General features: G+C 47.4%; 24 protein-coding genes and 1 riboswitch. Of the genes, 7 read left to right on the forward strand and 17 right to left on the reverse strand.

Annotated features, from left to right (window positions below; genetic code table 11):
• Positions 1–103: 103 nt before the first annotated feature.
• Positions 104–286, reverse strand: a riboswitch (Lysine riboswitch).
• Positions 287–675: 389 nt separating this feature from the next.
• Positions 676–1083 (forward strand): H-NS family histone-like protein, encoded by a 408-nt coding sequence (locus tag VOA_RS12055; protein WP_001290197.1) that lies wholly within the window; start codon positions 676–678, stop codon positions 1081–1083.
• A gap of 46 nt (positions 1084–1129) precedes the next feature.
• Here the strand turns inward: VOA_RS12055 and VOA_RS12050 are convergent, their stop codons facing one another.
• Positions 1130–2434: an inosine/guanosine kinase gene (locus VOA_RS12050; protein WP_000671612.1), complete on the reverse strand. Its 1305-nt coding sequence runs from the start codon at positions 2432–2434 to the stop codon at positions 1130–1132.
• A 264-nt stretch (positions 2435–2698) separates the two neighbouring features.
• On the opposite strand from VOA_RS12050, the gene mnmA reads away from it, so the two are divergent.
• From mnmA to purB, 3 genes are read left to right on the forward strand one after another with little or no spacing between them, the layout of a single operon-like run.
• Entirely contained in the window at positions 2699–3814 is a 1116-nt protein-coding gene (mnmA, locus tag VOA_RS12045; protein ID WP_000110000.1) for a tRNA 2-thiouridine(34) synthase MnmA, read from the forward strand.
• A 22-nt stretch (positions 3815–3836) separates the two neighbouring features.
• On the forward strand, positions 3837–4454 hold the full coding sequence (gene hflD / locus VOA_RS12040; RefSeq protein ID WP_001262243.1) for a high frequency lysogenization protein HflD: 618 nt from the start codon (positions 3837–3839) through the stop codon (positions 4452–4454).
• Positions 4455–4511: 57 nt separating this feature from the next.
• Complete coding sequence (gene purB, locus VOA_RS12035) at positions 4512–5882, forward strand: adenylosuccinate lyase (RefSeq protein WP_000423493.1); 1371 nt, start codon at positions 4512–4514, stop codon at positions 5880–5882.
• Positions 5883–5939: 57 nt separating this feature from the next.
• On the opposite strand, the gene VOA_RS0117505 is transcribed toward purB, so the two are convergent.
• The 8 genes from VOA_RS0117505 to htpX all read right to left on the reverse strand — a co-directional run bounded on the left by VOA_RS0117505 (position 5940) and on the right by htpX (position 12625).
• Positions 5940–6488 carry a chalcone isomerase family protein gene (locus VOA_RS0117505; protein WP_198006572.1) on the reverse strand — a complete coding sequence of 183 codons (549 nt, stop codon included), beginning with the start codon at positions 6486–6488 and terminating at the stop codon, positions 5940–5942.
• Positions 6451–6990, reverse strand: a complete 540-nt coding sequence (locus VOA_RS12030) for a DUF2878 domain-containing protein (protein ID WP_032468171.1) — start codon at positions 6988–6990, stop codon at positions 6451–6453. The genes VOA_RS0117505 and VOA_RS12030 overlap by 38 nt, the downstream gene beginning before the upstream one ends.
• Positions 6991–6992: 2 nt before the next feature.
• On the reverse strand, positions 6993–8234 hold the full coding sequence (locus VOA_RS12025; RefSeq protein ID WP_000935157.1) for an SAM-dependent methyltransferase: 1242 nt from the start codon (positions 8232–8234) through the stop codon (positions 6993–6995).
• Positions 8224–9030, reverse strand: a complete 807-nt coding sequence (locus tag VOA_RS12020) for a DUF1365 domain-containing protein (protein WP_001276587.1) — start codon at positions 9028–9030, stop codon at positions 8224–8226. Before VOA_RS12020 ends, VOA_RS12025 begins: the two co-directional genes overlap by 11 nt.
• Positions 9030–10307 carry an NAD(P)/FAD-dependent oxidoreductase gene (locus VOA_RS12015; protein WP_000684189.1) on the reverse strand — a complete coding sequence of 426 codons (1278 nt, stop codon included), beginning with the start codon at positions 10305–10307 and terminating at the stop codon, positions 9030–9032. The genes VOA_RS12020 and VOA_RS12015 overlap by 1 nt, the downstream gene beginning before the upstream one ends.
• Before the next feature lie 10 nt (positions 10308–10317).
• Positions 10318–11046 carry an SDR family oxidoreductase gene (locus VOA_RS12010; protein WP_000859693.1) on the reverse strand — a complete coding sequence of 243 codons (729 nt, stop codon included), beginning with the start codon at positions 11044–11046 and terminating at the stop codon, positions 10318–10320.
• Positions 11043–11462 (reverse strand): nuclear transport factor 2 family protein, encoded by a 420-nt coding sequence (locus VOA_RS12005; RefSeq protein WP_000383057.1) that lies wholly within the window; start codon positions 11460–11462, stop codon positions 11043–11045. The genes VOA_RS12010 and VOA_RS12005 overlap by 4 nt, the downstream gene beginning before the upstream one ends.
• 299 nt (positions 11463–11761) lie before the next feature.
• The gene (htpX, locus tag VOA_RS12000) at positions 11762–12625 is read right to left on the reverse strand and encodes a protease HtpX (protein ID WP_000832599.1); all 864 of its coding nucleotides are present in this window, start codon (positions 12623–12625) and stop codon (positions 11762–11764) included.
• A 342-nt stretch (positions 12626–12967) separates the two neighbouring features.
• On the opposite strand from htpX, the gene VOA_RS11995 reads away from it, so the two are divergent.
• Positions 12968–13138, forward strand: coding sequence for a hypothetical protein (locus tag VOA_RS11995; RefSeq protein WP_000796529.1), 171 nt, complete (start codon positions 12968–12970; stop codon positions 13136–13138).
• Positions 13139–13202: 64 nt separating this feature from the next.
• Here the strand turns inward: VOA_RS11995 and bioD are convergent, their stop codons facing one another.
• The 4 genes from bioD to bioB are packed head-to-tail and all read right to left on the reverse strand — an operon-like array spanning position 13203 to position 16885.
• Positions 13203–13898 (reverse strand): dethiobiotin synthase, encoded by a 696-nt coding sequence (bioD, locus tag VOA_RS11990; RefSeq protein ID WP_001243132.1) that lies wholly within the window; start codon positions 13896–13898, stop codon positions 13203–13205.
• The gene (gene bioC / locus VOA_RS11985; RefSeq protein WP_000063015.1) at positions 13895–14698 is read right to left on the reverse strand and encodes a malonyl-ACP O-methyltransferase BioC; all 804 of its coding nucleotides are present in this window, start codon (positions 14696–14698) and stop codon (positions 13895–13897) included. The genes bioD and bioC overlap by 4 nt, the downstream gene beginning before the upstream one ends.
• Complete coding sequence (gene bioF, locus VOA_RS11980; RefSeq protein WP_000175219.1) at positions 14695–15849, reverse strand: 8-amino-7-oxononanoate synthase; 1155 nt, start codon at positions 15847–15849, stop codon at positions 14695–14697. The genes bioC and bioF overlap by 4 nt, the downstream gene beginning before the upstream one ends.
• On the reverse strand, positions 15833–16885 hold the full coding sequence (gene bioB / locus VOA_RS11975; RefSeq protein WP_000453786.1) for a biotin synthase BioB: 1053 nt from the start codon (positions 16883–16885) through the stop codon (positions 15833–15835). The genes bioF and bioB overlap by 17 nt, the downstream gene beginning before the upstream one ends.
• Positions 16886–17017: 132 nt before the next feature.
• Between bioB and bioA the strand changes: the two genes are divergently transcribed.
• Positions 17018–18298 carry an adenosylmethionine--8-amino-7-oxononanoate transaminase gene (gene bioA / locus VOA_RS11970; protein ID WP_001961219.1) on the forward strand — a complete coding sequence of 427 codons (1281 nt, stop codon included), beginning with the start codon at positions 17018–17020 and terminating at the stop codon, positions 18296–18298.
• A 107-nt stretch (positions 18299–18405) separates the two neighbouring features.
• Here the strand turns inward: bioA and serS are convergent, their stop codons facing one another.
• From serS to VOA_RS11950, 4 genes are all read right to left on the reverse strand, one after another.
• Positions 18406–19713 carry a serine--tRNA ligase gene (serS, locus tag VOA_RS11965; protein WP_000887347.1) on the reverse strand — a complete coding sequence of 436 codons (1308 nt, stop codon included), beginning with the start codon at positions 19711–19713 and terminating at the stop codon, positions 18406–18408.
• A gap of 103 nt (positions 19714–19816) precedes the next feature.
• Positions 19817–21166, reverse strand: a complete 1350-nt coding sequence (locus VOA_RS11960) for a replication-associated recombination protein A (RefSeq protein ID WP_000073978.1) — start codon at positions 21164–21166, stop codon at positions 19817–19819.
• Between the two features lie 24 nt (positions 21167–21190).
• Entirely contained in the window at positions 21191–21787 is a 597-nt protein-coding gene (lolA, locus tag VOA_RS11955; RefSeq protein ID WP_001045827.1) for an outer membrane lipoprotein chaperone LolA, read from the reverse strand.
• Positions 21788–21882: 95 nt separating this feature from the next.
• Positions 21883–22503, reverse strand: coding sequence for a YecA/YgfB family protein (locus VOA_RS11950; RefSeq protein WP_001109762.1), 621 nt, complete (start codon positions 22501–22503; stop codon positions 21883–21885).
• Positions 22504–22667: 164 nt separating this feature from the next.
• On the opposite strand from VOA_RS11950, the gene dusC reads away from it, so the two are divergent.
• Positions 22668–23663, forward strand: coding sequence for a tRNA dihydrouridine(16) synthase DusC (dusC, locus tag VOA_RS11945; RefSeq protein WP_009355835.1), 996 nt, complete (start codon positions 22668–22670; stop codon positions 23661–23663).
• Positions 23664–23665 lie beyond the last annotated feature (2 nt).

Here is a 23665-nt window from a genome sequence, read left to right on the forward strand (position 1 = left end):
ACCAGTAAAAATGGTTAGAGATCTACTGCAGACAAATTAAGCAACTTCATGTCAACTTAATTTATGTTGAACTAAGCGAAAGGGAAGCGAACACTTCACCCAACCCTACAGTAGCGCTCCATAGTTTAACAACAATATAGACTATGGCAGTGTTACACCTATTTGATGTAACCCCAGCCAGTTGCTTTGATCGGCAAACTGACTTCGGCGACAACGCCTTTCTCCACAACTCATAGGCATCACCCTAATTGTGGATACTCTTCGTAACCGCTCCTCTACGGCGAAAACCTCGTGGCTGACTATTCCAACTCATTTGGATCAAGTTCAGCCCGCTTTTCGCATTAGGTACGACACATTTTACTTAACAAAAATATCAATGCAACTAGGAGGTAAGTGGAAAAACAAGTGGCATAGCTCACAATTCGATCATTTCATAGAAACTTCATTCATAAAAAAACCTCTAACCTTGATATATAGAACTAAAATAATTTATCCATGTTATAAGTCACCTGCGGTTACTTTTATATGAAGTTTTCTTAAGGTGAGGAAATAATCCCTAATAATTAATTTTTACTTTCTTGTTATTTTGACTTAATATTTACAGCGAAAACTTGTCAGTATAATAAGCTAGGTTTAATATTAACTCGTTATCCAAATTGTGAACAGGAAATGGTAATGTCGGAAATCACTAAGACTTTATTAAATATTCGTAGCCTACGCGCGTATGCACGTGAACTGACTATTGAACAACTTGAAGAAGCTCTAGATAAATTAACTATCGTTGTTGAAGAGCGCAAAGACGCAGAAGCAGAAGAGATTGCTGCTCGTGCAGAACAAGAAGCAAAATTGGCAGCGATTGCTGAGCAAATTGCTAAAGATGGTATTGATCTAGAAGCGCTTATTTCTGCGCTTTCTGGCGAAACCAAAACTAAAGCAAAAAGCAAACGTGCTCCTCGCCCTGCAAAATACAAGTACATCGACACCAATGGTGAAGAAAAAACTTGGACAGGCCAAGGTCGCACTCCTTCAGTGATCCAAAAGGCGCTGGACGAAGGCAAATCTCTGGAAGAATTCTCTCTGTAATTCTAATAGCAGACCCAAATGATAAAGGCTCCCGAAGGAGCCTTTTTTATCTTTCCCAATATGCCTCTTCAAGGCTATCTTCACGCTCAGGTAGGCCCCGAGAAAGACGTGGAGAATGTTGGGCTAGTACCTCGTAGCTCGCACGATTTGAGTATTTACAAACTTGAGAAAAGGATGAATAAGTTAAAAATTCATGCTGGTGTTTGCTTGAATTAGGTACATTTTCTTTGTGGTATTTATTTGCAGCCATGTCATGCAACAAGGCGGATAATGCTGCATCCCCCGCACCATTGGTATTTTTTATCTTCTCCGGACCGCCCATATAAGGTGAAATATGTGAATAAACACGAATCGGGTTTATACAACTGTCTTTACGTGCTGGACGACTAAATTCATAGCGGTTAAATTCTGGGACCGATCCCGGTAATAAAGGTAATGACGTTTCACGCTTAGCCGAATCTTCGGTATATCCTGCCATAAATAATCCCACAGGACCTGCTGTACACAGTACTAAATCAACCCAATCTAACGCTTTATCAGACGCCGCCAACGGATCGCTTTCTCCGGTTAACGCTAATGCTTCATCTTCATTCATTGCTACCACAGTGACATGATCACGTAAAAAGTCTTGCCAGAATTTAGGATCATCCTGAATAACAAATTTTGTTCCTAGAGTTAATACCACTGGAACATCATATTTTTTTGCATATTCAATTGCGCGCATCGTTGCTTCCGGCATAGGGTCGCCTTCTTTACAACGAACTAAATAAGCCGTAATAACTAATGCTGAAGCACTAGCAAATATTTTTTCTGGAATACTGTCTGGTTGTAATTGGTTCATTTGCCCTTCGCTGATTGCGAAAGTGCGTTCACCATCTTCAGTAATCAGAGCGAAGCAACGGCCGATTGCACCTTCTACACCTTGTAAATAATTGAGATCCATACGGCTAGAAGTGTTGCACAGATAACGATAGCCATAGCTACCAATCTTAATATCTTGGCTCATTACACCCAGTAGCGTTGAGCGGTCATCGGCTAATACTGAATAATTGTGCAGCGTATTCCCTATCGTCCCACCTGCGTATTCATTAGTAATTAAACGCTGATCTTTTAATTCGTTATATAAAGCTTCAGCCGCTTGATCATCGATCACTAATGAGTGTCCCTTACTCAGACCGTAACGCTCGATCAAATCTGAATCCACCTTGGCCTCAATATCCACCAACGTTTGATCAATACCGATAATATGAGTGCGCGACATCTTCTTATTTTCTTGCGCTTGAATCACGAGAGGATCACGCGCGTGAACCGGAAAATAATGCTTAGATTTGCGTTGGCCAGGAAATTTCATAAGGGTTACTTGGGTTCAAGGATGAAAGGAGCGCCGATTCTACCGCGCACCTTTTAGTGCAGCAACAAAGGAAAAAATAGCAAACGTTTGCATTGTGAGGATTTTATTTCACACCCTATCTTTAGCGTTTGGAGCGCAAGTGATTCAATGATTTAGCAACATTTGACTGAAGTCAGATGAAGTGTGATTAGTGTCTCGGATCTGTCCTCGAAAAATTCTTTCTGTTAGAATCCCCGTCCAAGTTCATCAAGTGGTAGATAAGTGATGTCTGTAGAGCACAGTGCAAACAGCCAAAAGAAAGTAATTGTCGGCATGTCTGGAGGGGTTGATTCCTCTGTTTCAGCCTATCTTCTCAAGCAACAGGGTTACCAAGTGGAAGGCCTGTTTATGAAAAACTGGGAAGAAGACGATAACGAAGAGTATTGTACTGCGGCAGAAGATTTAGCCGATGCTCAGGCTGTATGTGACAAACTCGGCATTCCTCTGCATACCATTAACTTTGCCGCCGAATATTGGGACAACGTATTTGAGTACTTCCTTGCCGAATATAAAGCAGGCCGTACCCCTAACCCAGATATTCTGTGTAATAAAGAAATCAAATTCAAAGCCTTCTTAGAATTTGCCGATGAAGTGCTGGATGCGGATTACATCGCCATGGGTCACTATGTTCGTCGTACTTTCCCGCAAAATGGCGAAAAGCCACAAATGCTGCGTGGGTTGGACAACAATAAAGACCAGAGCTACTTCCTTTATACTCTGAGCCATGAACAAGTAACGCGTAGCCTATTCCCTGTTGGCGATCTCGAAAAACCAGAAGTACGCCGCATTGCGGAAGAACAAGGTTTAATCACGGCGAAGAAGAAAGATTCTACCGGCATCTGTTTTATCGGTGAGCGCAAATTTACTGACTTCTTATCTCGCTATTTGCCAGCCCAACCGGGTAAAATCGAAACCCCTGAAGGGAAAGTGATTGGTGAGCACCAAGGCTTGATGTACCACACACTCGGACAACGTAAAGGTCTGCACATTGGTGGTATGAAAGAGAGCAATGAACAGCCATGGTATGTGGCGGATAAAGATTTAAAACGCAATGTGCTGATTGCTGTACAAGGCGCAGATCATCCACTGCTCAAATCTCATGGCTTGGTCGCTGCGCAACTGCATTGGGTTGACCGCACGCCAATCACTGAACCTTTACGTTGCAGCGTGAAAACTCGTTATCGTCAAAGTGACATCGCTTGTACCATCATTCCACTCAGTAATGATCGAATTAAAGTGATGTTTGACGATCCGCAAGTGGCTGTAACGCCAGGACAATCCGCCGTGTTTTATCAAGGTGAAATCTGCCTTGGTGGCGGCATTATTGAAGAGCGCATTTAGAGTCAATTTTTAGGAGATTTACGTGGCTAACGCAATTTACGACCGTACCATCGCTTTCGCTGGCATTTGTCAGGCTGTGGCACTTGTACAACAAGTTGCCAAAAATGGTTACTGTGATTCTGATGCGTTTGAAACTTCGCTCAAAGCCATTACGTGTACTAATCCAAGTAATACACTGGAAGTTTTCGGCCACGAAAGTCAGCTCAAGCTCGGTTTGGAGTGCTTGGTCAAAGGTATTGACAGCACTCCGACGGGTAGCGAAATCACTCGTTATCTGATTAGCCTAATGGCGCTTGAACGTAAGTTAAGTGGCCGCCGCGATGCCATGAGTCAACTTGGCGACCGCATTCAAATGATTGAGCGTCAGCTTGAACATTTTGACTTATTCGATGATCAAATGATCAGCAACCTCGCCAGTATCTACCTTGATGTGGTAAGCCCGATCGGCCCGCGTATTCAAGTCACTGGCACACCATCCGTATTACAGCAAACTGCTAACCAACACAAAGTGCGCGCCCTACTTCTATCTGGGATCCGCTGCGCCGTATTGTGGCGTCAGGTTGGTGGACGCCGTCGTCACCTGATTTTCGGTCGTAAAAAGATGATCGAACAGGCGCAGCTTTTATTAGCGCGAATCTAAATGATGACAACCCACTCGAATTACTCACACCTTTAACTCAATATTCAGGAGAAGAACATGGAACTGTCAGCATTGACTGCTGTTTCACCGGTAGATGGCCGCTACGGAAGTAAAACGATTGCGTTACGCAGTATCTTCAGTGAGTTTGGTCTCCTAAAGTACCGCACTATCGTTGAAATTCGCTGGCTACAAAAGCTAGCCGCCACCGCTGAGATCGCAGAAGTGCCTGCACTCAGTGCCGAAGCGAATCAATTCCTTGATGCGATTGCCGCCAACTTCAATGAAGCGGATGCGCTGCGTATCAAAGAAATTGAACGCACTACCAACCACGATGTAAAAGCCGTGGAATACTTCCTGAAAGAAAAAGTGGCTGCCATGCCTGAGCTGCATGCAGTGAATGAGTTTATCCACTTTGCTTGTACTTCAGAAGACATCAACAACACTTCACATGCTTTGATGCTGAAAGAAGCGCGTGACACGGTTATCCTGCCTGAAATTCGCAACGTGATTGACGCGATTCGCAAACTGGCCGAAGAGTACCGCGATATTCCGCTGCTTTCTCGTACGCACGGTCAACCAGCCTCTCCATCTACCATGGGTAAAGAGATGGCCAACGTGGCCTACCGTATGGAACGCCAGTACAAGCAGATCGCTAACGTAGAAATCCTAGCCAAGATCAACGGTGCTGTGGGTAACTACAACGCACACCTTTCTGCCTACCCAACCGTGGATTGGCACAAATTCAGCGAAGAGTTCATCACTGAATCTCTGGGCGTAGATTGGAACCCGTACACCACGCAAATCGAGCCACATGATTACATTGCCGAGCTGTTTGAAGCGGTGGCACGTTTTAACACCATCTTGATCGACTTTGATCGTGATGTTTGGGGCTACATTGCTCTGGGTCACTTCAAACAAAGAACCATCGCGGGTGAAATTGGCTCTTCAACCATGCCACACAAAGTGAACCCAATCGACTTTGAAAACTCAGAAGGTAACTTGGGTCTAGCGAACGCGATGTTTACTCACCTAGCGCAAAAGCTGCCTATCTCTCGTTGGCAACGTGATCTGACGGATTCTACCGTGCTGCGTAACCTCGGTGTGGGTGTCGGCTATGCGATCATTGCCTACACTTCAACACTCAAAGGCATCAGCAAACTGGAAGTGAACCGTGATGCACTGCTCGCTGAACTGGATCACAACTGGGAAGTTCTGGCTGAACCAATCCAAACAGTCATGCGTCGCTACGGCATTGAAAAGCCATATGAGAAGCTGAAAGAGCTGACTCGTGGTAAGCGTGTTGATGGCGAAGCGATGCGTCAATTCATCGATGGTTTAGAGCTGCCAGCCGAAGAGAAAACGCGCCTGAAAGCCATGACACCAGCCAGCTACATTGGCTATGCGATTGAGCTGACTGACAAGCTGTAATCTCTGTTGAGATTACAAATAACTAAGGGGAGCAACGGCTCCCCTTAGTTCTGTCTGTCATTTACCATTTTCAATCCGATTCATTCCTGTTAGTTGATTCCGTAAGGCTAAATATTCAGTTTGTGGGGAAAGCCAAATCGATAAAAAGGCATCGTTGAATGCTTCATCGTCAATCGTCCCTATGCTGTACTGCAACTCATGATCGTGAGCAAAGAAGAATTCACCGCTCTGCCCATCAGAGACATACACCAAGCGATCGCCCATCGCGACATCCGGTAACATTTGCTGCAATTGTGCCAACCAAGGCTGAGTTTGTGGCTCTTTAAACCCCAACTTGTGCCATTGGTCTTTGGTGGCATCGATTAACTGCTGACGTTTAATGTCTCGCAGATAACGTATTTCCAACGCCATGGGATGCGGAGAAATATCCTGCGATTCATGGTATTGGCCATCCGGCGCTCTGAGCTGTGAGGAGTAGATATCCAACCACAACCACGAGAGTGTCGCCTGCCCGACCACTGGCCACTCAGTCCATGTACTGGTCGGTTTTTGTTCGGCTTGCGCCGCATTAGCGACGGCGGCGTAACCAAGTCCGCTCATCAGCAAAACGAATAGGGTTATAAGTGCTTTTTTCATGCCTCATTACCTTCAACAGCCACCAAGTGATACCTATCCATTCCAAAAAGAGTGCCAACATGACGATAAATGTTGGGTAACCCCAGCTCACTGCACCGTTTTGGTATCCTACCCAATAACTTAAGCTACCCAGCACACCACCTAGGAGACAGATCAAGAATCGGGGATAGCGATTCACCTGCGGCAGAAAATGGCCTGCATACCAAGTAAAAGCAAACCAGAGTGCCATTAACCAAAGCGGAAACTCACCATCGGCAAAGCTAAGCAGGCCGATCACCATATTGCCGCTATCGAGTAAGATGCCAATAATTGCCATCCACACCATTTTTTCAAATAGCGGATGACGCTTCATGGCCGCCAATGCATAGGTGCCAATAACGAGTAAGGCTGTTAGCCATAGCCATTTTTGCTGACCAAACACCGCCAGAGTCCAAACTAGGTCAAACCATATGGAAACCCATACCAGTGCCATCATTAATCTCGTTCGAACGTCATATGCACTGTGCTGATGCTACGTGCCAAAAAACCACCTTCGCAGTAGCAGAAGTAATAACGCCACATGCGGATAAAGCGTTCGTCATAGCCCAGCTCACGCACTTTGGGCAGTTGCTGTTCAAAGCGCTCACGCCAGTGTTGCAAAGTGATCGCGTAATCAATACCGATGTCGTGCAGATTGCGAACAACGAATCCCGTGCGTTTTGTGGCAAGCTCAGTCAATACACTGACCGAAGGCAAAAAGCCGCCGGGGAAAATGTACTTCTGAATAAAATCCACATTATTGCTGTAACTCTCATATCGTTGGTCGGTAATGGTAATGGCCTGCAACGCCATTTTTCCGTGGGGTTTGAGCAAAGCGTAGCAGTGACTGAGAAACCTAGGTATGTAAGCCTTGCCCACCGCTTCTATCATTTCTATCGAGACCAGTTTGTCGTACTGCCCTTCCAATAAACGGTAGTCTTGTTTTAGAAGCGTAATTTTCTCACTCAGACCCAACGCTGTAATTTGCTGTTTTGTGTAATCAAACTGCTCTTCAGAAATGGTGGTGGTTGTGACCCTACAGCCATAGTTTTGCGCTATGTAAATCGCCATTGCACCCCATCCAGTACCGATTTCCAACACATGGTCAGTGGGTTTAAGCTGTAGCTGTTCACATAAACGTTGCATCTTCTGCTGCTGCGCTTGTTCAAGTGAGAGATCTGCTTGATTAAACAGCGCACTGGAATAAAGCATGCTGTCATCTAAAAACAGTTGGTACAGCTCATTACCCAGATCGTAGTGCTGATGAATATTATCTTTGGCTTGCTCTATGGTGTTGCGTTTGAGCCAATGTGTTAGACGGTTCAACCATTTAGTGACCGGGTTACTTTGGCTCTCAAGCTTATCCAACGCCCCCAAATTGGCGGCCATCAACTGCATCAATGCCGTAAGGTTAGGGCTTTCCCACCAACCATCCATATAGGCTTCCGCAGCGGCAATACTGCCTCCTTTCAGAACACGGCTGTAGAAATCAGGATGCTTTACTTCGATCACCGCATGAATCGCATCGGGTTTATCGCGGCCAAATTGTTCATGAGAAGTCTGAGTTTGCTCAGGAAAGTTCTCAATGACCGTCAAGTTACCATCAAGATGTTGCAAGGCTCGATGAATGACACTGCGGGCCCCTTTTTGCCAACTGGTCAAAGAGCGCGAAACTTCCATAGACGAGCTATTTAACATGAGGTTGCTCCTTATTATTGTTCTGAGTCCGCTCTGGGTGTGAATAAAACGGTGCACCTTTGCGCCACAATTTAAATGCGTGCCAATAAATCCCCAGTACCACTTTTACTGCCATGATGGGCGTTTTGATCAACCGAGGTAATAAATTACCTGCTGTGAATCGCTCCGCTTGCATCGAGAGTGTCGCATCAAATTCTTTGCCAGCACGATGACACTCAAGATGAATCATTAATGAGCGAGACAAGGGTTTGATTCGCCAGTGATACATCTGCTCGATAGGATTGAACGGCGACACATGAAACGCCTTTTCATGCTGCCAACGAATCGTGGCATCATTATTCGCTGAATCTTCTTGAGTCACAGGGATGGCATAATAATGGCGCTCATTCCACGGTGTATTGCTCACTTCAGCCAACAGATAACGCCAATTATCTTGCGCATCATAAACATAGTAAAAATTGACTGGACTGAAATAGATTCCGAGATAACGCAGATGAATCAATGCCACTACGCGCCCATCAATCCGCTCTCCAGTTAGCTGTTCGACTTTATCAAGCACCGCTTGTTTCAGTTTGCCTTGACCGAGGTAATCCTCACGATGAAAACGCGCCCAATGCCACCAGCGTTCGCCCAATCCCCAGATTTTATTCGCTAACTGCGGCCATTCATCTAAATCGATACAAGGCATAAACAGCGGATAGTTGAGTGCGTGTTCTACCGGCGTAAAACGACGATGGCGCACCTGCCCTATCATCAAACTGCTTCGCCACTCAGTGTTGCGATTGGACGCTGACATTAGGCAGCTCCTTGCTCGCGACGCTGTGCATAGGTTTCCAACTGAGTGACAACATCAAGTGCGCTGCGCACACCATCTTCATGGAAACCATTATGCCAATAAGCACCACAGAACCACGTATGGTTTACGCCACTGAGCTGCGATTTCGCCTGCTGCGCTTCAATTGCTGGCAGAGAGAAAACCGGATGATGATAGGTAAATTGGCGCAGCTCTTTGCTCGGGTCAATATCGTCGCTGCTATTGAGCGTGACACAGAAGGTCTGCGGCGCTTCAATATGCTGCAGAATATTCATGTTGTAAGTCAGCGAAGGTAAACGCGTTTCTTGATTGGCTTCCCCTTTCAACCAGTAATTCCACGAAGCCCATGCCGCTTTGCGTTTAGGTAGCAAACGAGTATCGGTATGCAGCACCACTTCATTAGCTTGATAAGCCAAAGCTGAAAGCAGTTGCTGCTCTTTGGTTGTCGGTTCGCTGAGCATGGCGAGCGCCTGATCACTATGGCAGGCAAAAATCACTTCATCGAAGCGTTCTATTTGGCCATTGACCTGAATTTCGACACCAGCAGGTACGCGCTTCACTTGTGTGACCTCACTATTGAGGCGAATCCGGTCACGAAAGCCTTGCGTTAGCGGTTCAATATAGCTGCGTGAGCCACCGGGGATCACATACCACTGCGGACGATTGGTTACATCCAGTAAGCCGTGATTCAGGAAAAAGCGCGCAAAAAACATGAGTGGGAAGTCACGCATGTCCGCCAGAGACGAGGACCAAATCGCCGCCCCCATGGGCAGAATGTAGTTCTCACAAAAGTACTCGGAAAACTGATGCTGGCTCAGGAATTCCCCCAAGGTCTGCTCACTCGCCAGTTCATTCTCCACACAGGCTTTGGTTAAGCGGTTAAAGCGTAGGATCTCACTAATAAAGTGATAAAACTTCGGGTTCAACCAGTTACGCTTCTGTGCAAACAGGGTTGTCAATGTATGACCGTTATACTCCAACCCGTTAGCCTCATTGCGCACACTGAAACTCATCTCAGTTGGTCTACCTTTGACGCCAATTTCATCCATCATTTTGATGAAGTTGGGATAAGTTCTATCGTTATAAACAATAAAACCGGTATCGATCGCATACTGCTTACCGTCCAATTCGACATCCACCGTCGCGGTGTGCCCACCAATGTAATCATTGGCTTCAAACAGCGTAATATCGTGATAGCGATGCAAATAGTACCCACAAGTTAAGCCGGAAATGCCAGTGCCAATAATTGCAATCTTCATCGAAATATCCTTATTTAACTTTCAACATACGCTGCACTAATCGGGTTTGCCACGCATAAGGCAAAGCCCCTAATAAGCGAATCAACCAAGTAAATCGTTTAGGGAAATAGAGCTGAGATACACCCCGTGCTAAGCCCGTTTTGATCTCCTGAGCAGCGCGCTCAACAGAGATGATCATGGGCATGGCAAAGGTATTGCGATCGGTCAGCGGGGTGGCCACAAAGCCAGGAAAAATGGTGGAGACTTCTATACCAAGAGGATACCAGTCAAGTTGTAGAGTACGAGCGAGATACGCCACTGCGGCCTTTGACGCACCATACGCCTGCGCACGTGGCAAAGCTAATTCACTAGCAATCGACCCAACAATCGCGACTCGATGACCATGCGCCAAATGTGACTGTATGCCTTCAATCACCGCTGCAACACCCAACACATTAATGTCGAAAATACGTGCCATAACACTGACGTCCATCTTGCCGTGATCGATGTACTCACAATCCCCAGCATTCAGAATCCATAGCTCGGGCTGAGAAGGTAACTGGCTCAATGCTGCTTTCGTTGCGGCGTGATCAGTCACATCGAAAGCGAGCGGGAAAATAGTGGCAAACTCTGCGCTCAGTGCTTGCAATATTTGCTGGTTTCGCCCACAAGCGATCACTTGCCAACCGTCTTGCGCATAATCCAGTGCCAGCTGTTTGCCGATCCCTGAGGTAGCTCCGGTAATCAATACCGTCTTCATTGGCCGAGTCTCCGCTTAATCGTACGAATGATCTGACCGAGTAAAGGCAACTGCTCGTAAAGCATTTCTCCCATATCAAAGTAGTCTCGGTGATACACCACTTTGCCATTGGAAAAACGCAAATGGCTGACCCCTTTTACATCGACTTGCTCACCTTTCGCTAACTTGGGATGCCGTAAGTGCATGGTCCAAACCAGAAACGCCCCACCGTTGATAGAGTGCTGCGCATGAACAGTAAATGTACATGCCCGTACATTTTCATAAAGATTCAGAAAATACTGATAAAGTGCTGGCAGACCTTCAATACGGTGTGCAGCATCTTCAAACACCACATTCGGATGATATATTTCGACTAATCTATGCAGCTGGCTTTTGTCTAACGCTTGATAAAACTGCGCGACGTGTTGTACGTCCATAGTGATCATTCCTGATGTTATACAAAATTAATATTCGTACAATTCATGACAAACATAGTTGAGTTAACAAAGTTGTACAAGATTTTTTCTGTATAACTTTGACCTTTCATTGTTACGAAAGACTAAGCCTAGAAGATCACAATTACCCAATAAGAAGAATGGGCAGGAAAGCTAACTAAGAATAGTTTTTTAGGCTTGAGAGCCAGGCTGTCAGGTTACGGTTGAATGGTGCCTAAATACGGATTGGGGGAAGGAAATAGAGACAAGAAAAAACCAGCCCGAAGGCTGGTTTTGAGAGATTACATATTACGCAATGCTGCAATACGTTTGTCTAACGGCGGGTGAGTCATCATTAACTCTGACAATGAACGTTTACCGTTGATACCAAACGCCATCATCGAACCTTCAAGATGCGATTCTTGACCCATTTTCAAACGTTCCAACGCAGCAATCATTTTGTGTTTACCCACTAACTGCGCAGCGCCTGCATCGGCATAGAATTCACGGCGACGGCTATACCACATGGTGATAAAGCTCGCCAACACGCCAAATACCAGTTCCAATACCATGGAAACACCAAAGTAAACCATCATGTTGCTTCCTTCGCCCTCTTCCGAGTCACGTGACGCAACAATGTTAGCGATAAAACGCGACAAGAAAATGACGAAGGTATTCACAACACCTTGCATCAGCGTCATGGTGACCATATCGCCATTCGCAATGTGGCTTACTTCATGCGCCAATACCGCTTCTGCTTCATCACGCGTCATGTTGTGCAGCAAACCTGTTGAAACAGCTACCAGAGAATCGTCACGCTTTGCCCCCGTCGCAAACGCGTTCATATCTGGCGCATCATAAATTGCCACCGTTGGCATACCGATACCCGCTTGATTCGCTTGGCGACGCACAGTTTCCAGCAGCCAGTGTTCCATTTCATTGCGCGGTGTATCAATCACTACCCCGCCCACTGAACGCAATGCCATGCCTTTTGACATCAGCAGTGAAATGATCGCGCCACCAAAACCAAATACCGCCGCCATGACCAACAGGCCAGACAGACTGCCCGGTTGCATACCAGTAACAGCATAAACAATATTTAAAACAACACTCAGCACCAGCACAACAGCAAGGTTGGTTGCTAAGAAGAGCATTACACGTTTCATTACTTCTCTCCGAAAGGAAACTAATATTCCTGTTACGAGTTCCGAACCATTCGATTCTCGCCTGTTCTTGTTCTACAACATATGTTCTTTCATTTAAAAAACAAGGTTAAGCGAGAAATTGCAACATTTAGTGTCTGATAGACATACGCTATGGCTCTTACTTTGCACATCATAAGCTTATGATATACATGATGAATTACTCAATAGTACAACTCGTCATTTTTTGTTGACGACCCGTAATAAAATTATTCGTTCCTTAGACTTTGGTCTTATTGAGATAGCAAGAGAGTACGACTACATTCCTAGGGTCAAAGGAATTACACCATAAACAAAGGAAAACACATGGCTGAAGCACATAGCTACCAAATGGCGATTGATTTACTTTGTTGTCATTTAGGCATTAGCGAGCAAGAAGCGCGCGCTCAACTCGGATTGGAAGCAAAAGAGCAGACTCTTCAACAGAAGATTGTCGAAACTCAGCAATCCTTGATGGGCATGAGAGCAGAAAAATAACTCAATGCATACTAAAAAGGCTGCTCAGGATGAGCAGCCTTTTTGTTTTATGACTGTTTATCATTTACGCTACAGGCGCAGCTTCTAGCACATGTTCAAGATGGATGTATTTACCCAATTCCTGACGCTTCGCGCTTGGCATATAGGGAATTTCACCCAACTTAGGTGCACCAATTCGCCCTTCAAGATGTTCGATGATCTCAGCGTAATGTTCTGTACCAGGATTAATACGGTTGGCTACCCAGCCGACTAACTCTAGGCCATCGGTACGAATAGCCTCTGCCGTCAAAATGGCGTGACTCAAACAACCAAGTTTAATCCCAACCACTAGAATCACGGGCAAACGCTCTTGTTTTACCCAAGTGGATAAACAATCAGAATCCGAAGTGGGTACTCTCCAGCCACCCGCACCTTCAACAACCACTAACTCTGCGTTTTGTTTATGTTTTTCCAGCTTATTGCTCAGCAAAGCATAATCAATAGCCACATTTTCATGCTTGGCGGCAATGTGTGGTGAAGTGGGAAGTACCAGCGCATACGGATTGACATCCTCATATGGCATATTGACTGTCGCCGCTTTCATCAGATGCAACGCATCAGAATTTCGGTAGCCAAACTCCGTTTTATCACTACCCGCCGCCACTGGCTTATAACCAATTGTGGCGATATTTTGTGCCGCTAGCGCCTGAAGAATCGCTTTTGATGCGACTGTTTTTCCAACGTCGGTATCCGTCCCTGCGATAAAAATAGCATTTCTCATCGGTGAATAACCCCTAAACAAACCTGATATGTGGCAGGCACAAGACCCTGTTGGTTACGAAATGATTGGTAGGCCAACTCAACTTTTGCCAACGTTCTACGGCTAATCAGCCCGGTTGAACGCCCACTGACATGATTGGCTCCGATCCCTTTTAGATCGCGCATCAGTGCGAAAGCCGTCTCATACCAAACTGTGATTGGCGCTAACTCTAAGTGATGTTGAACGCATCCGGCTTGCGCTAACGCAATTTTTACCTGATTGATGGAAATGAACTGATTGATATGACGATGATGATCAACACTCCGCCAAGCTTCTTGTAGCTCGAATAAGGAGCCATCAAGCAAAGTCGAGACAAAGGCTTGACCATGTGGTTTGAGTACACGACGGATCTCGCCCAGCGGCAAAGATAAATCTTCACACCATTGCAGCGCTAAGCTAGAAAACACCAAATCGAAACTGGCTGGCATGAAAGGCAGTTGCTCGGCATCCGCTAACTGATAATTCATACCTTCATCGCCACAACGTTGCCTTGCTTGATCAAGCATGGCTAAGGAAATATCCGCGCACACCACCTGCGCACCACGTTCACGCAACAACGCAGAAAAATAGCCTGTTCCACAACCGAGATCGAGCACCAACAAGCCATCCATTCGACTCGGCATTTTATCGAGTAATCGCAATCCAACATCGCGTTGAAACGCAGCATGCTGATCATAGTGTGGCGCGGCTTTGCCAAAAGCTTGAGCAATGGCACTTTTGTCTTTCAGCTCGGTATAAAGTTCGCAAGCTGTCATACTCATGCGCATTCCTCCATCACTCTTTTTAACTGATCAGACAAGTTTCGTACTTGTTGCTTTGAATGTGCTGCTGTCAAAGTAATGCGTAGTCGCGCGCTACCGACTGGTACTGTCGGTGGGCGGATTGCACTGACCCAAATGCCTTGCTGTTTCAGCTGATAGGATGCCGCCATTGCCAGTTCACTGCCTCCTAATAGCCAAGGCTTGATTGGAGTTGAAGTCGACACATAGCCCGGTGTATCACTACACCATTCATCAAAACAGGCCATCAGCTCAGCCAATTTTTCTCTGCGCCAAGACTGACTTTGGATCATCCGCGCAGCATGAGTCAGAGCATGCGCTTGTGCCGGAGGCATAGCGGTGGAATACACATGGTGGCGTGCAAATTGCGTCAGATAATCGCCAACGTGTGCATCACACAACACCGCCGCACCTGCTAAACCAAAGGCTTTACCAAAAGTAACGACCAGAATCTCGGGATGAATCCCTGCCGCTTGGCAGCTCCCCGCCCCATGCTCTCCAAGCACGCCAATGCCGTGCGCATCATCCACCATCAACCAAGCGCGCTGTTTCACTAAAGTTGCAATTTGCGCCAAGGGTGCGCAATCACCATCCATACTAAACACCCCTTCCGTTACCACTAAGCTGTTGCTCTGCTCATGCAGTAATTGGCGAAGATGCTCAGTATCATTGTGCTTAAAGCGTTTCATGGTGGCAGGACTTAACATACCCGCTTCCATCAAGGAGGCGTGATTGAGTTTGTCTTGCAGCAGCAAGTCCTCTTTTTCGAGCAAAGTAAACAGCATGGCTTGATTGGCACTAAAGCCAGAGCTGAACAAGACTGCTCGCTCGTAACCAAGCCAGTGACACAACTCATGCTCTAACTCGGCATGAGCTGAGCTAAAACCAGTCACCATCGGCGAAGCGCCACTGCCTGCGCCAAAGCGCGCCAGACCGGTTTGCCAAGCCTGCACTAACTCAGCATCATTGGCTAAACCAAGGTAATCGTTGCTTGAGAAGTTCAGGTAAGTACGATCTTGCTGAATCAGTTCGCCTTGTGCGCTTCGCTCTAAAAGCTGAAGACGGCGAGTCAGCCCTGAATGTTCACGTTCATTCAGAGCTTGCTCAATCCGCGACTTAAAGCGCAGCGTCATAAAATAAATCGCTGGCGGTTGGGCGCGCGGCTACCCGTTCAACGACTCTATCCAGCAACTCATTTTCCGTGATTTCATCGGGCTTTTGCGCCACTTGTTCGCGGTTAATTCCTAGCTTTTTAAACAGCAGCATATCGCTGTCTTCCGTTGGGTTGGGGGTGGTCAGCAGTTTGCAACCGTAGAAAATCGAATTGGCTCCTGCCATAAAGCACAGCGCCTGCATCTGCTCATTCATCTTCTCGCGTCCAGCTGAAAGGCGAACCGCAGATTTCGGCATCATAATGCGCGCTACCGCAATCAAACGCACAAAATCAAAGGGTTCCACATCATCGACTTGTTCCAGTGGTGTACCTTTCACTTTGACCAGCATGTTGATCGGCACACTTTCCGGATGAGTCGGCAAATTCGCGAGCTCAACCAATAACCCAGCGCGGTCATTGGTGCTTTCACCCATGCCGATGATGCCCCCCGAGCAGATCTTCATCCCGGCATCACGCACGTGCGACAAGGTATCTAGGCGATCTTGGTATGTGCGTGTGGTGATGATGTTGCCGTAAAATTCCGGAGAGGTATCAAGGTTGTGGTTGTAATAATCCAGCCCCGCTTGCGCCAATTGCTGCGCTTGATCTGGAGTCAACATACCCAGCGTCATGCAGGTTTCTAGCCCCATATCCTTGACGCCGCGGATCATCTCTTTGAGCAGCGGCATATCACGCTCTTTCGGATTCTTCCACGCCGCGCCCATACAAAAACGGGTCGAGCCTGAATTTTTGGCTTTTTGCGCCGCATCCAATACGCGCTCGACTTCCATCAAACGCTCTTTATCTACATCAGTACGGTAGTGAGCACTTTGCGGGCAATATTTGCAATCTTCTGGACAAGCGCCAGTTTTGATCGACAGCAGCGTGCTGACCTGCACATGGTTGTGCGGATGATGAAGACGATGCACCTGCTGCGCTTCAAACAGCAGATCCATAAAAGGTTTATCCAGTAACGCTTTGACCTCAGCGACCGTCCAGTTATGACGAACTTCCACGTGTAATCCTTATTGGGGTTATTGGTTTTATGCTTGGCTAGTCTACTGACAGGCGTTAGACTGTCAACAACAAGAAAATCACAAGGTTTACATGTGATTACTAATTAATCTTTTATTGATTTTGGAATGATGATGGATTTAGCCTTCGACCGTTGCCATATCTGGCATCCCTACACTTCGACCTTGACACCTCTGACCTGTTATCCGGTAAGCCGAGCCGATGGCGTAATGATCACACTTGAAGATGGGCGCAGCTTAGTTGACGGCATGTCCTCTTGGTGGGCAGCGATCCACGGTTACAATCACCCAAAACTCAATCAAGCGGCACATCAGCAAATCGAGCAGATGTCGCACATCATGTTTGGTGGGTTAACTCATCAACCAGCGATTGAGCTTTGCCAAAAGCTGCTCAAGATCGCGCCCAACAATTTACAGCAAGTGTTTCTCGCCGATTCAGGTTCGGTTGCGGTGGAAGTGAGCCTGAAAATGGCGTTGCAGTATTGGCACAGTAAAGGTCAGCCGAGAGCAAAGTTTCTCACCCTACGCCACGGCTATCACGGCGATACCTTTGCCGCGATGTCAGTGACCGATCCAGATAACTCCATGCACAGCCTGTACAAAGGCTTTCTGCCCGAGCATATTTTCGCTAACTCACCAGAAGGCGGATTTTTTGATGCGTGGGATGAGCGTGATATTGCCGATTTTCGTGCCAAACTTGCTGAACATCACCACCAGATTGCCGCCGTAATCCTTGAACCTATCGTGCAAGGCGCTGGTGGTATGCGTATCTATCACCCCGAGTTTTTACGCCAAGTTAGAGCTTTGTGTGACGAATTTGGCGTGCTGCTGATTTTGGATGAGATTGCGACCGGCTTTGGCCGCACAGGCAAACTCTTTGCTTGTGAACATGCGGGAATTCAACCGGATATTCTCTGTGTGGGCAAAGCGCTGACTGGCGGATACATGACACTATCAGCCACCCTCACGACCAAACAAGTGGCCGATACCGTTTGTGCGGGGGAAGCAGGCTGCTTTATGCATGGCCCAACTTTTATGGGCAATCCGCTGGCTTGTGCGGTAGCAAGCGCGAGTTTATCGCTGATTGAGCAAGGAGATTGGCAACAGCAAGTCGCGAATATCGAAGCGTTTTTTGCCGAACATCTACCTAAACTCAATAATTTTCCACTGGTGAAACAGACTCGTTGGCTAGGCGCGATTGGTGTGGTGGAGACAAATCTTCCGGTCAATATGGAAGTGATTCAGGCTCTCTTTGTGGAGCATGGGGTTTGGATCCGACCCTTTGGTCGGTTGATTTACCTGATGCCACCCTATATTAGTCAACCTGAACATCTGCAAAAGCTGGTGGATGCAATGGCAGCCGCGTTAAGCCAACCAGACTGTTTTAAGCAATAGGCAATAGGCTACGCAACAAACGACAAGCATAAAAAAGCCGACATCACGTCGGCTTTTTTCATTCTTATGCGCTTTGAGCGCTAATTTCCCTTTAAAGGAAAACGGGATTAACCGATATGGGTTAAACCGCCCATGTACTTTTGTAGTACCGCAGGAATCGCAATGCGGCCATCGGCTTCTTGGTAGTTTTCCAAAATCGCGACCATAGTACGACCCACCGCCAGACCAGAGCCGTTCAGCGTGTGCACCAACTCAGGTTTCTTCTCACCTTTGCGGCGGAAACGCGCTTGCATACGACGCGCTTGGAAATCCCACATGTTTGAACAAGAAGAGATTTCACGGTACGTCTTCTGCGCTGGAACCCAAACTTCCAAGTCGTAAGTTTTGCACGAGCCAAAGCCCATGTCGCCCGTACACAGAATCACTTTGCGGTAAGGCAGATCCAGCAGTTGCAGAACTTTTTCTGCGTGACCAGTCAGCTCTTCCAATGCCGCCATGGAATCTTCAGGGCGAGTGATTTGTACCAGTTCCACTTTATCAAACTGGTGCATACGGATCAGACCACGAGTATCACGACCGTAAGACCCTGCTTCAGAACGGAAACAAGGCGTGTGTGCGGTCATTTTCAGAGGCAGCTCAGCTTCATCCAAAATGGTGTCACGCACTAAGTTGGTCACTGGCACTTCTGCGGTTGGGATCAGTGATAGACGGCGTGGCTCTTCATCACTGGCTTTCTCAGTCAGAGGCTCAGTGTGGAATAGATCTTGACCGAATTTTGGTAATTGACCTGTACCGAACAGCGTTTCCGCGTTCACTAGGTAAGGTACATACAGCTCAGTGTAACCGTGTTGATCGGTGTGCAGATCCAACATGAACTGTGCGATAGCACGGTGCAAACGAGCAAATTGACCTTTCATCACCACAAAACGCGCACCCGTGATCTTGGTTGCGCTAGCGAAATCCAGACCGTCGCCCATTTCGCCCAAATCCACATGATCTTTTACTTCAAAATCATAAGTTTTTGGTGTTCCCCAACGAGAAACTTCTACGTTTTCGCTGTCGTCTTTACCGTTTGGCACTGCATCGTCTGGAATGTTAGGCACGGTTTGGGTGATCGCATCCAATTGCGCCATAACAGCATCCAGTTCAACTTTTTTCGCATCCAGATCGTCACCCAAGGTGCCGATTTGTTGCTTAACCGCTTCTGCGCCCGCTTTGTCGCCAGACGCCATCAGTTGACCGATTTGCTTGGAGATGGAGTTACGCGTGGATTGTAAATTCTCAACTTCTACTTGAATGGACTTACGTTGTTCTTCAAGAGTACGGATAGTCTCCACGTCGAGTTTAAAACCGCGACGTGCCAATTTTGCAGCTGTTTCGTCCAGCTCAGTACGAAGTAATTTAGAATCCAGCATTGCTAATCCTATGCTTTAAGAGTTGCGAGAAAGCGCGTGTGCTTCCTTTTTAGCCAAAGCCACGCGTATTGAAATTTACCCTGCCAAAGATAACCAAAAGGCACTACTTTTCATAGCGCTTTTGTGGGCTTTTTGCGTTCAAATCCGCCAGATACGCTAACTTTTCAGCAATCTTAGTTTCTAGCCCGCGTTGAGTAGGCTGATAGTAGCGAGTTCCACTCATTTCTGGTGGGAAATAGCACTCCCCTGCAGCATAAGCGCCCGGTTCATCATGGGCGTAACGGTATTCCTCACCATAACCGAGATCTTTCATCAATCGCGTTGGGGCATTACGCAGATGCGGCGGTACTTCAAACTCAGGCAGATTATGCGCATCCGACAGCGCTTGTTTCCACGCGGTGTACACCGCATTGCTTTTCGGTGCGCAGGCGAGGTAGACAATCGCTTGAGCAATCGCGCGCTCGCCTTCTGCAGGCCCCACACGGATAAAGCAATCCCACGCTGCGAGTGCCACTTGCATGCCCCGTGGGTCAGCATTACCAACATCTTCAGAGGCAATCGCGAGCAGACGGCGCGCGATATACAAAGGGTCACAGCCTGCGGAAATCATCCGAGCCGCCCAATACAGAGCCGCATCGGGATCGGAACCTCGAATCGACTTGTGTACAGCGGAAATCAGGTCATACCAAATATCGCCCTTGTTATCAAAGCGCGACACTTTTTCACCAGCGACTTCAGCCAATAAAGGCAGATCAATCTGCTTGCGTCCCTGATCATCTTCGCGAGCCATGTCGTACAGCAGCTCAAGATAATTGAGCGACATGCGCGCATCGCCACTGACCAGCTCTGCTAGGCGATCCAACACGTTATCAGCAAATACCGCCGCCACTTTGCCAAGCCCGCGTTCAGTATCGGCAATCGCTTGATGCAGAGCTTGCAGAATTTCTTGTTGATTGAGTGAGGTGAGCTTATAAACCCGCGCGCGGGAAAGCAGCGCGTTATTAAGCTCAAAAGAAGGGTTTTCCGTGGTTGCGCCAATAAAAGTGACCGTACCGTCTTCAATATGCGGCAAAAACGCATCTTGCTGCGATTTATTAAAGCGATGGACTTCGTCGACAAACAAAATGGTGCGGCGGCCACTGAGTTTGTTCTCACGCGCTTTTTCGATCGCGGCACGGATCTCTTTGACTCCGGACGTCACTGCCGATACACGTTCCACTTCCGCATTCGCGTAGTTGGCTGCCACTTCGGCTAAAGTGGTTTTTCCGGTGCCCGGAGGTCCCCAAAGAATCATCGAGTGAATATGCCCCGCTTCTAATGCACGGCGCAGCGGTTTTCCCGGCCCTAAGATGTGTTGCTGACCAATATACTGCTCCACGGTTTGTGGACGCATACGAGCAGCTAACGGACGAAAATCTTCGTCGCCGGAAAAATCTAAGCTGTAATTACTCACTCGACTCGCTTCCTTGGTGCTGATTTAGTTACGCTGATCGTCAACTTCCACGCCTTTCGGCACTTTGTAGTTAAATACGCTAGCGTTGGGTTTCTGCTGTTTCACCTTACTAAAGGTAAATTCGCTCTGCTGACCATCTTGCTCAATCACTTTAAAACCTTGTACCACCCCTTTCTCACTGATGGTGATTTGGAAACGGCCTTGGTTTGAATCCAGCGCAGTAGGCGTCAGAGTAAATACATCACCCTTTTCTTCCACATGATAGGCATCCCAATCGCTGGCTTTATTACGAGTCAGCAGCACAAAAGGCGTCTGCTCTAAAGCTTCTTCGGCGCGGTACAAGGTGACCTGCTCCACGAAAGGGTCGAAATGCCATAAGGTTGTACCGTCAGAGACCAGTAAGTTTTCATCCGGCGTTTCGGTTTCCCAACGAAATAGGCTCGGACGAGCAATATCCACCTTGCCATTTCCGGTCAGGATCACTTTGCCCTCTGGGCTTAATACTTGCTGATTAAAGGTCGCGCTGAAGCCTTCACTCATGGCTAAACGCTCACTTAAGGTATCTTTAGGGGCGGCAATGGCCGAGAAACTACAAAATAACAGGGCTAACCATTTGTTCATGCTGACTCTGCTCCAAGCAATTTAGCGATGAGGAAGATAATAAAGCAAAAGCCTAAGCGTTTGCCTTCTCTAACGTGTCAGTGATGTGTAATAAACTATTGCCCACAACACTGTTTAAATTTTTTACCGCTGTCGCAAGGGCAAGCATCATTGCGGCCAATGCCTTTAAACGGATTCACACTTTGTGCTTTAGCGCCGAGCATGGCTTCATCCGCCGCAAGCGCGACTTCGTGCACCATTAAATTCAGTTGCTCGATCAAATCGGCGAGCGCAGGGACTTGTTCATAGCCTGCTTCGCGCATTTGCGCTTGGGTTTGCGCTTCATCAATCGCCAACATCAAGGTGGTCAATAATGCTTGCAGCATACGAATCGAACCATCTGCAAATGCACCCTGCTGCCACATAGGTTCTACTTGTGGCCATAACTGCATAAAGCCTTCCGCAAAATCTGCCAAACCTTGCTCACGCGACAGTGCATGCTCAGCCAGCAGCGCCAACAAATCGTACCCATTGCCTTTAAGCTGCTGGTATTGGAGATGAATTTGCTCGGTCACTGGTCGTAATAACGCTTGATGTTGCTCGACAAACAGCTCGGGGAGCCACTGCTCAGGATCGAGCGGACGAGTCACCAAGTTAGCGGCGAGCACCACACCTTCAATAAACAGATCCGACTCAGGGCATTCAATCGCGCTGAGATCGATCAGGGAATAATTCATAGAAAACGCTTAATACAAGGAAAGTTGCGCCGCATTATATACTCAAAGCGCCCGAAGTGGCAGGTCGTCTCGCCGAACTTGAATCGCAAACGATGGGTGACATTTATCAGTGCTACTACTACAATCTCGCTCCCTTTTCTCAGCGCTAGCCGGTATTCATCACTATGCGAGTTATTTTAGGCCCGATGGAGGGCGTGTTAGATCATTTGATGCGTGACATGCTGACACAAATCAATGACTACGACTTCTGCGTCACCGAATTTGTGCGTGTAGTGAATCTGCTCTTGCCTGATCATGTGTTTTATCGCCTCTGTCCTGAATTACGGCACGGATCTAAAACTCCGTCCGGTGTTCCGGTAAAAGTACAACTGCTTGGCCAAGACCCACACTGGATGGCCGAAAACGCGATCCGCGCTGCTGAGCTTGGGGCTTATGGCATCGATCTTAATTTCGGTTGCCCTGCCAAAATGGTCAATCAAAGCAAAGGCGGCGCGGCTCTTTTGCAGCATCCCGAGCTAATTTATCAGGTAGTCAAAGCGTGTCGTGACGCAGTACCGGCGCACATTCCTGTTTCGGCGAAAATCCGCTTAGGTTGGGAAGATCCGGAAGATTGTTTTGAGATTGTCGATGCCGTTGCGCAAGCTAAAGCCGATGAGCTCACTGTGCACGCGCGCACCAAAGCCGGAGGCTACAAGGCCAGCGAAATCAAATGGCATTACATTGACCAGATCCGCCAAAAATGCAGTATTCCATTGATTGCTAATGGTGAAGTGTGGAATTACGCCGATGGTCAGGCTTGTATACAGACCACAGGTGTCGATTCACTCATGGTGTGCCGCGGCGCGCTCAACGTGCCGAATTTAGGCAATGTGGTCAAACACAATCACGCCGCCATGCCTTGGCATGAAGTGGTAGATTTGTTGCTGCGCTACACGCAATTTGAAGTGCGTGGTGACAAAGGCAAATACTACCCAAACCGTATTAAGCAGTGGTTTGCTTATCTGCGCCACGCCTACCCTCAGGCTAATGAGCTGTTTGGTGAGTTACGTACGTTGACTCAAGTCGAGCCGATCGTTGATCAGTTACATCGCTATCGCGATCAACTCCATCATGCTGCGGCCGAGCTACCCTGTCTAATGAGTAAAACAACGAATCAGTAAAT

The sequence above is a fragment of the Vibrio sp. RC586 genome (genome assembly GCF_000176715.1).
In the GTDB taxonomy this organism is placed as follows: Bacteria; Pseudomonadota; Gammaproteobacteria; order Enterobacterales; family Vibrionaceae; genus Vibrio.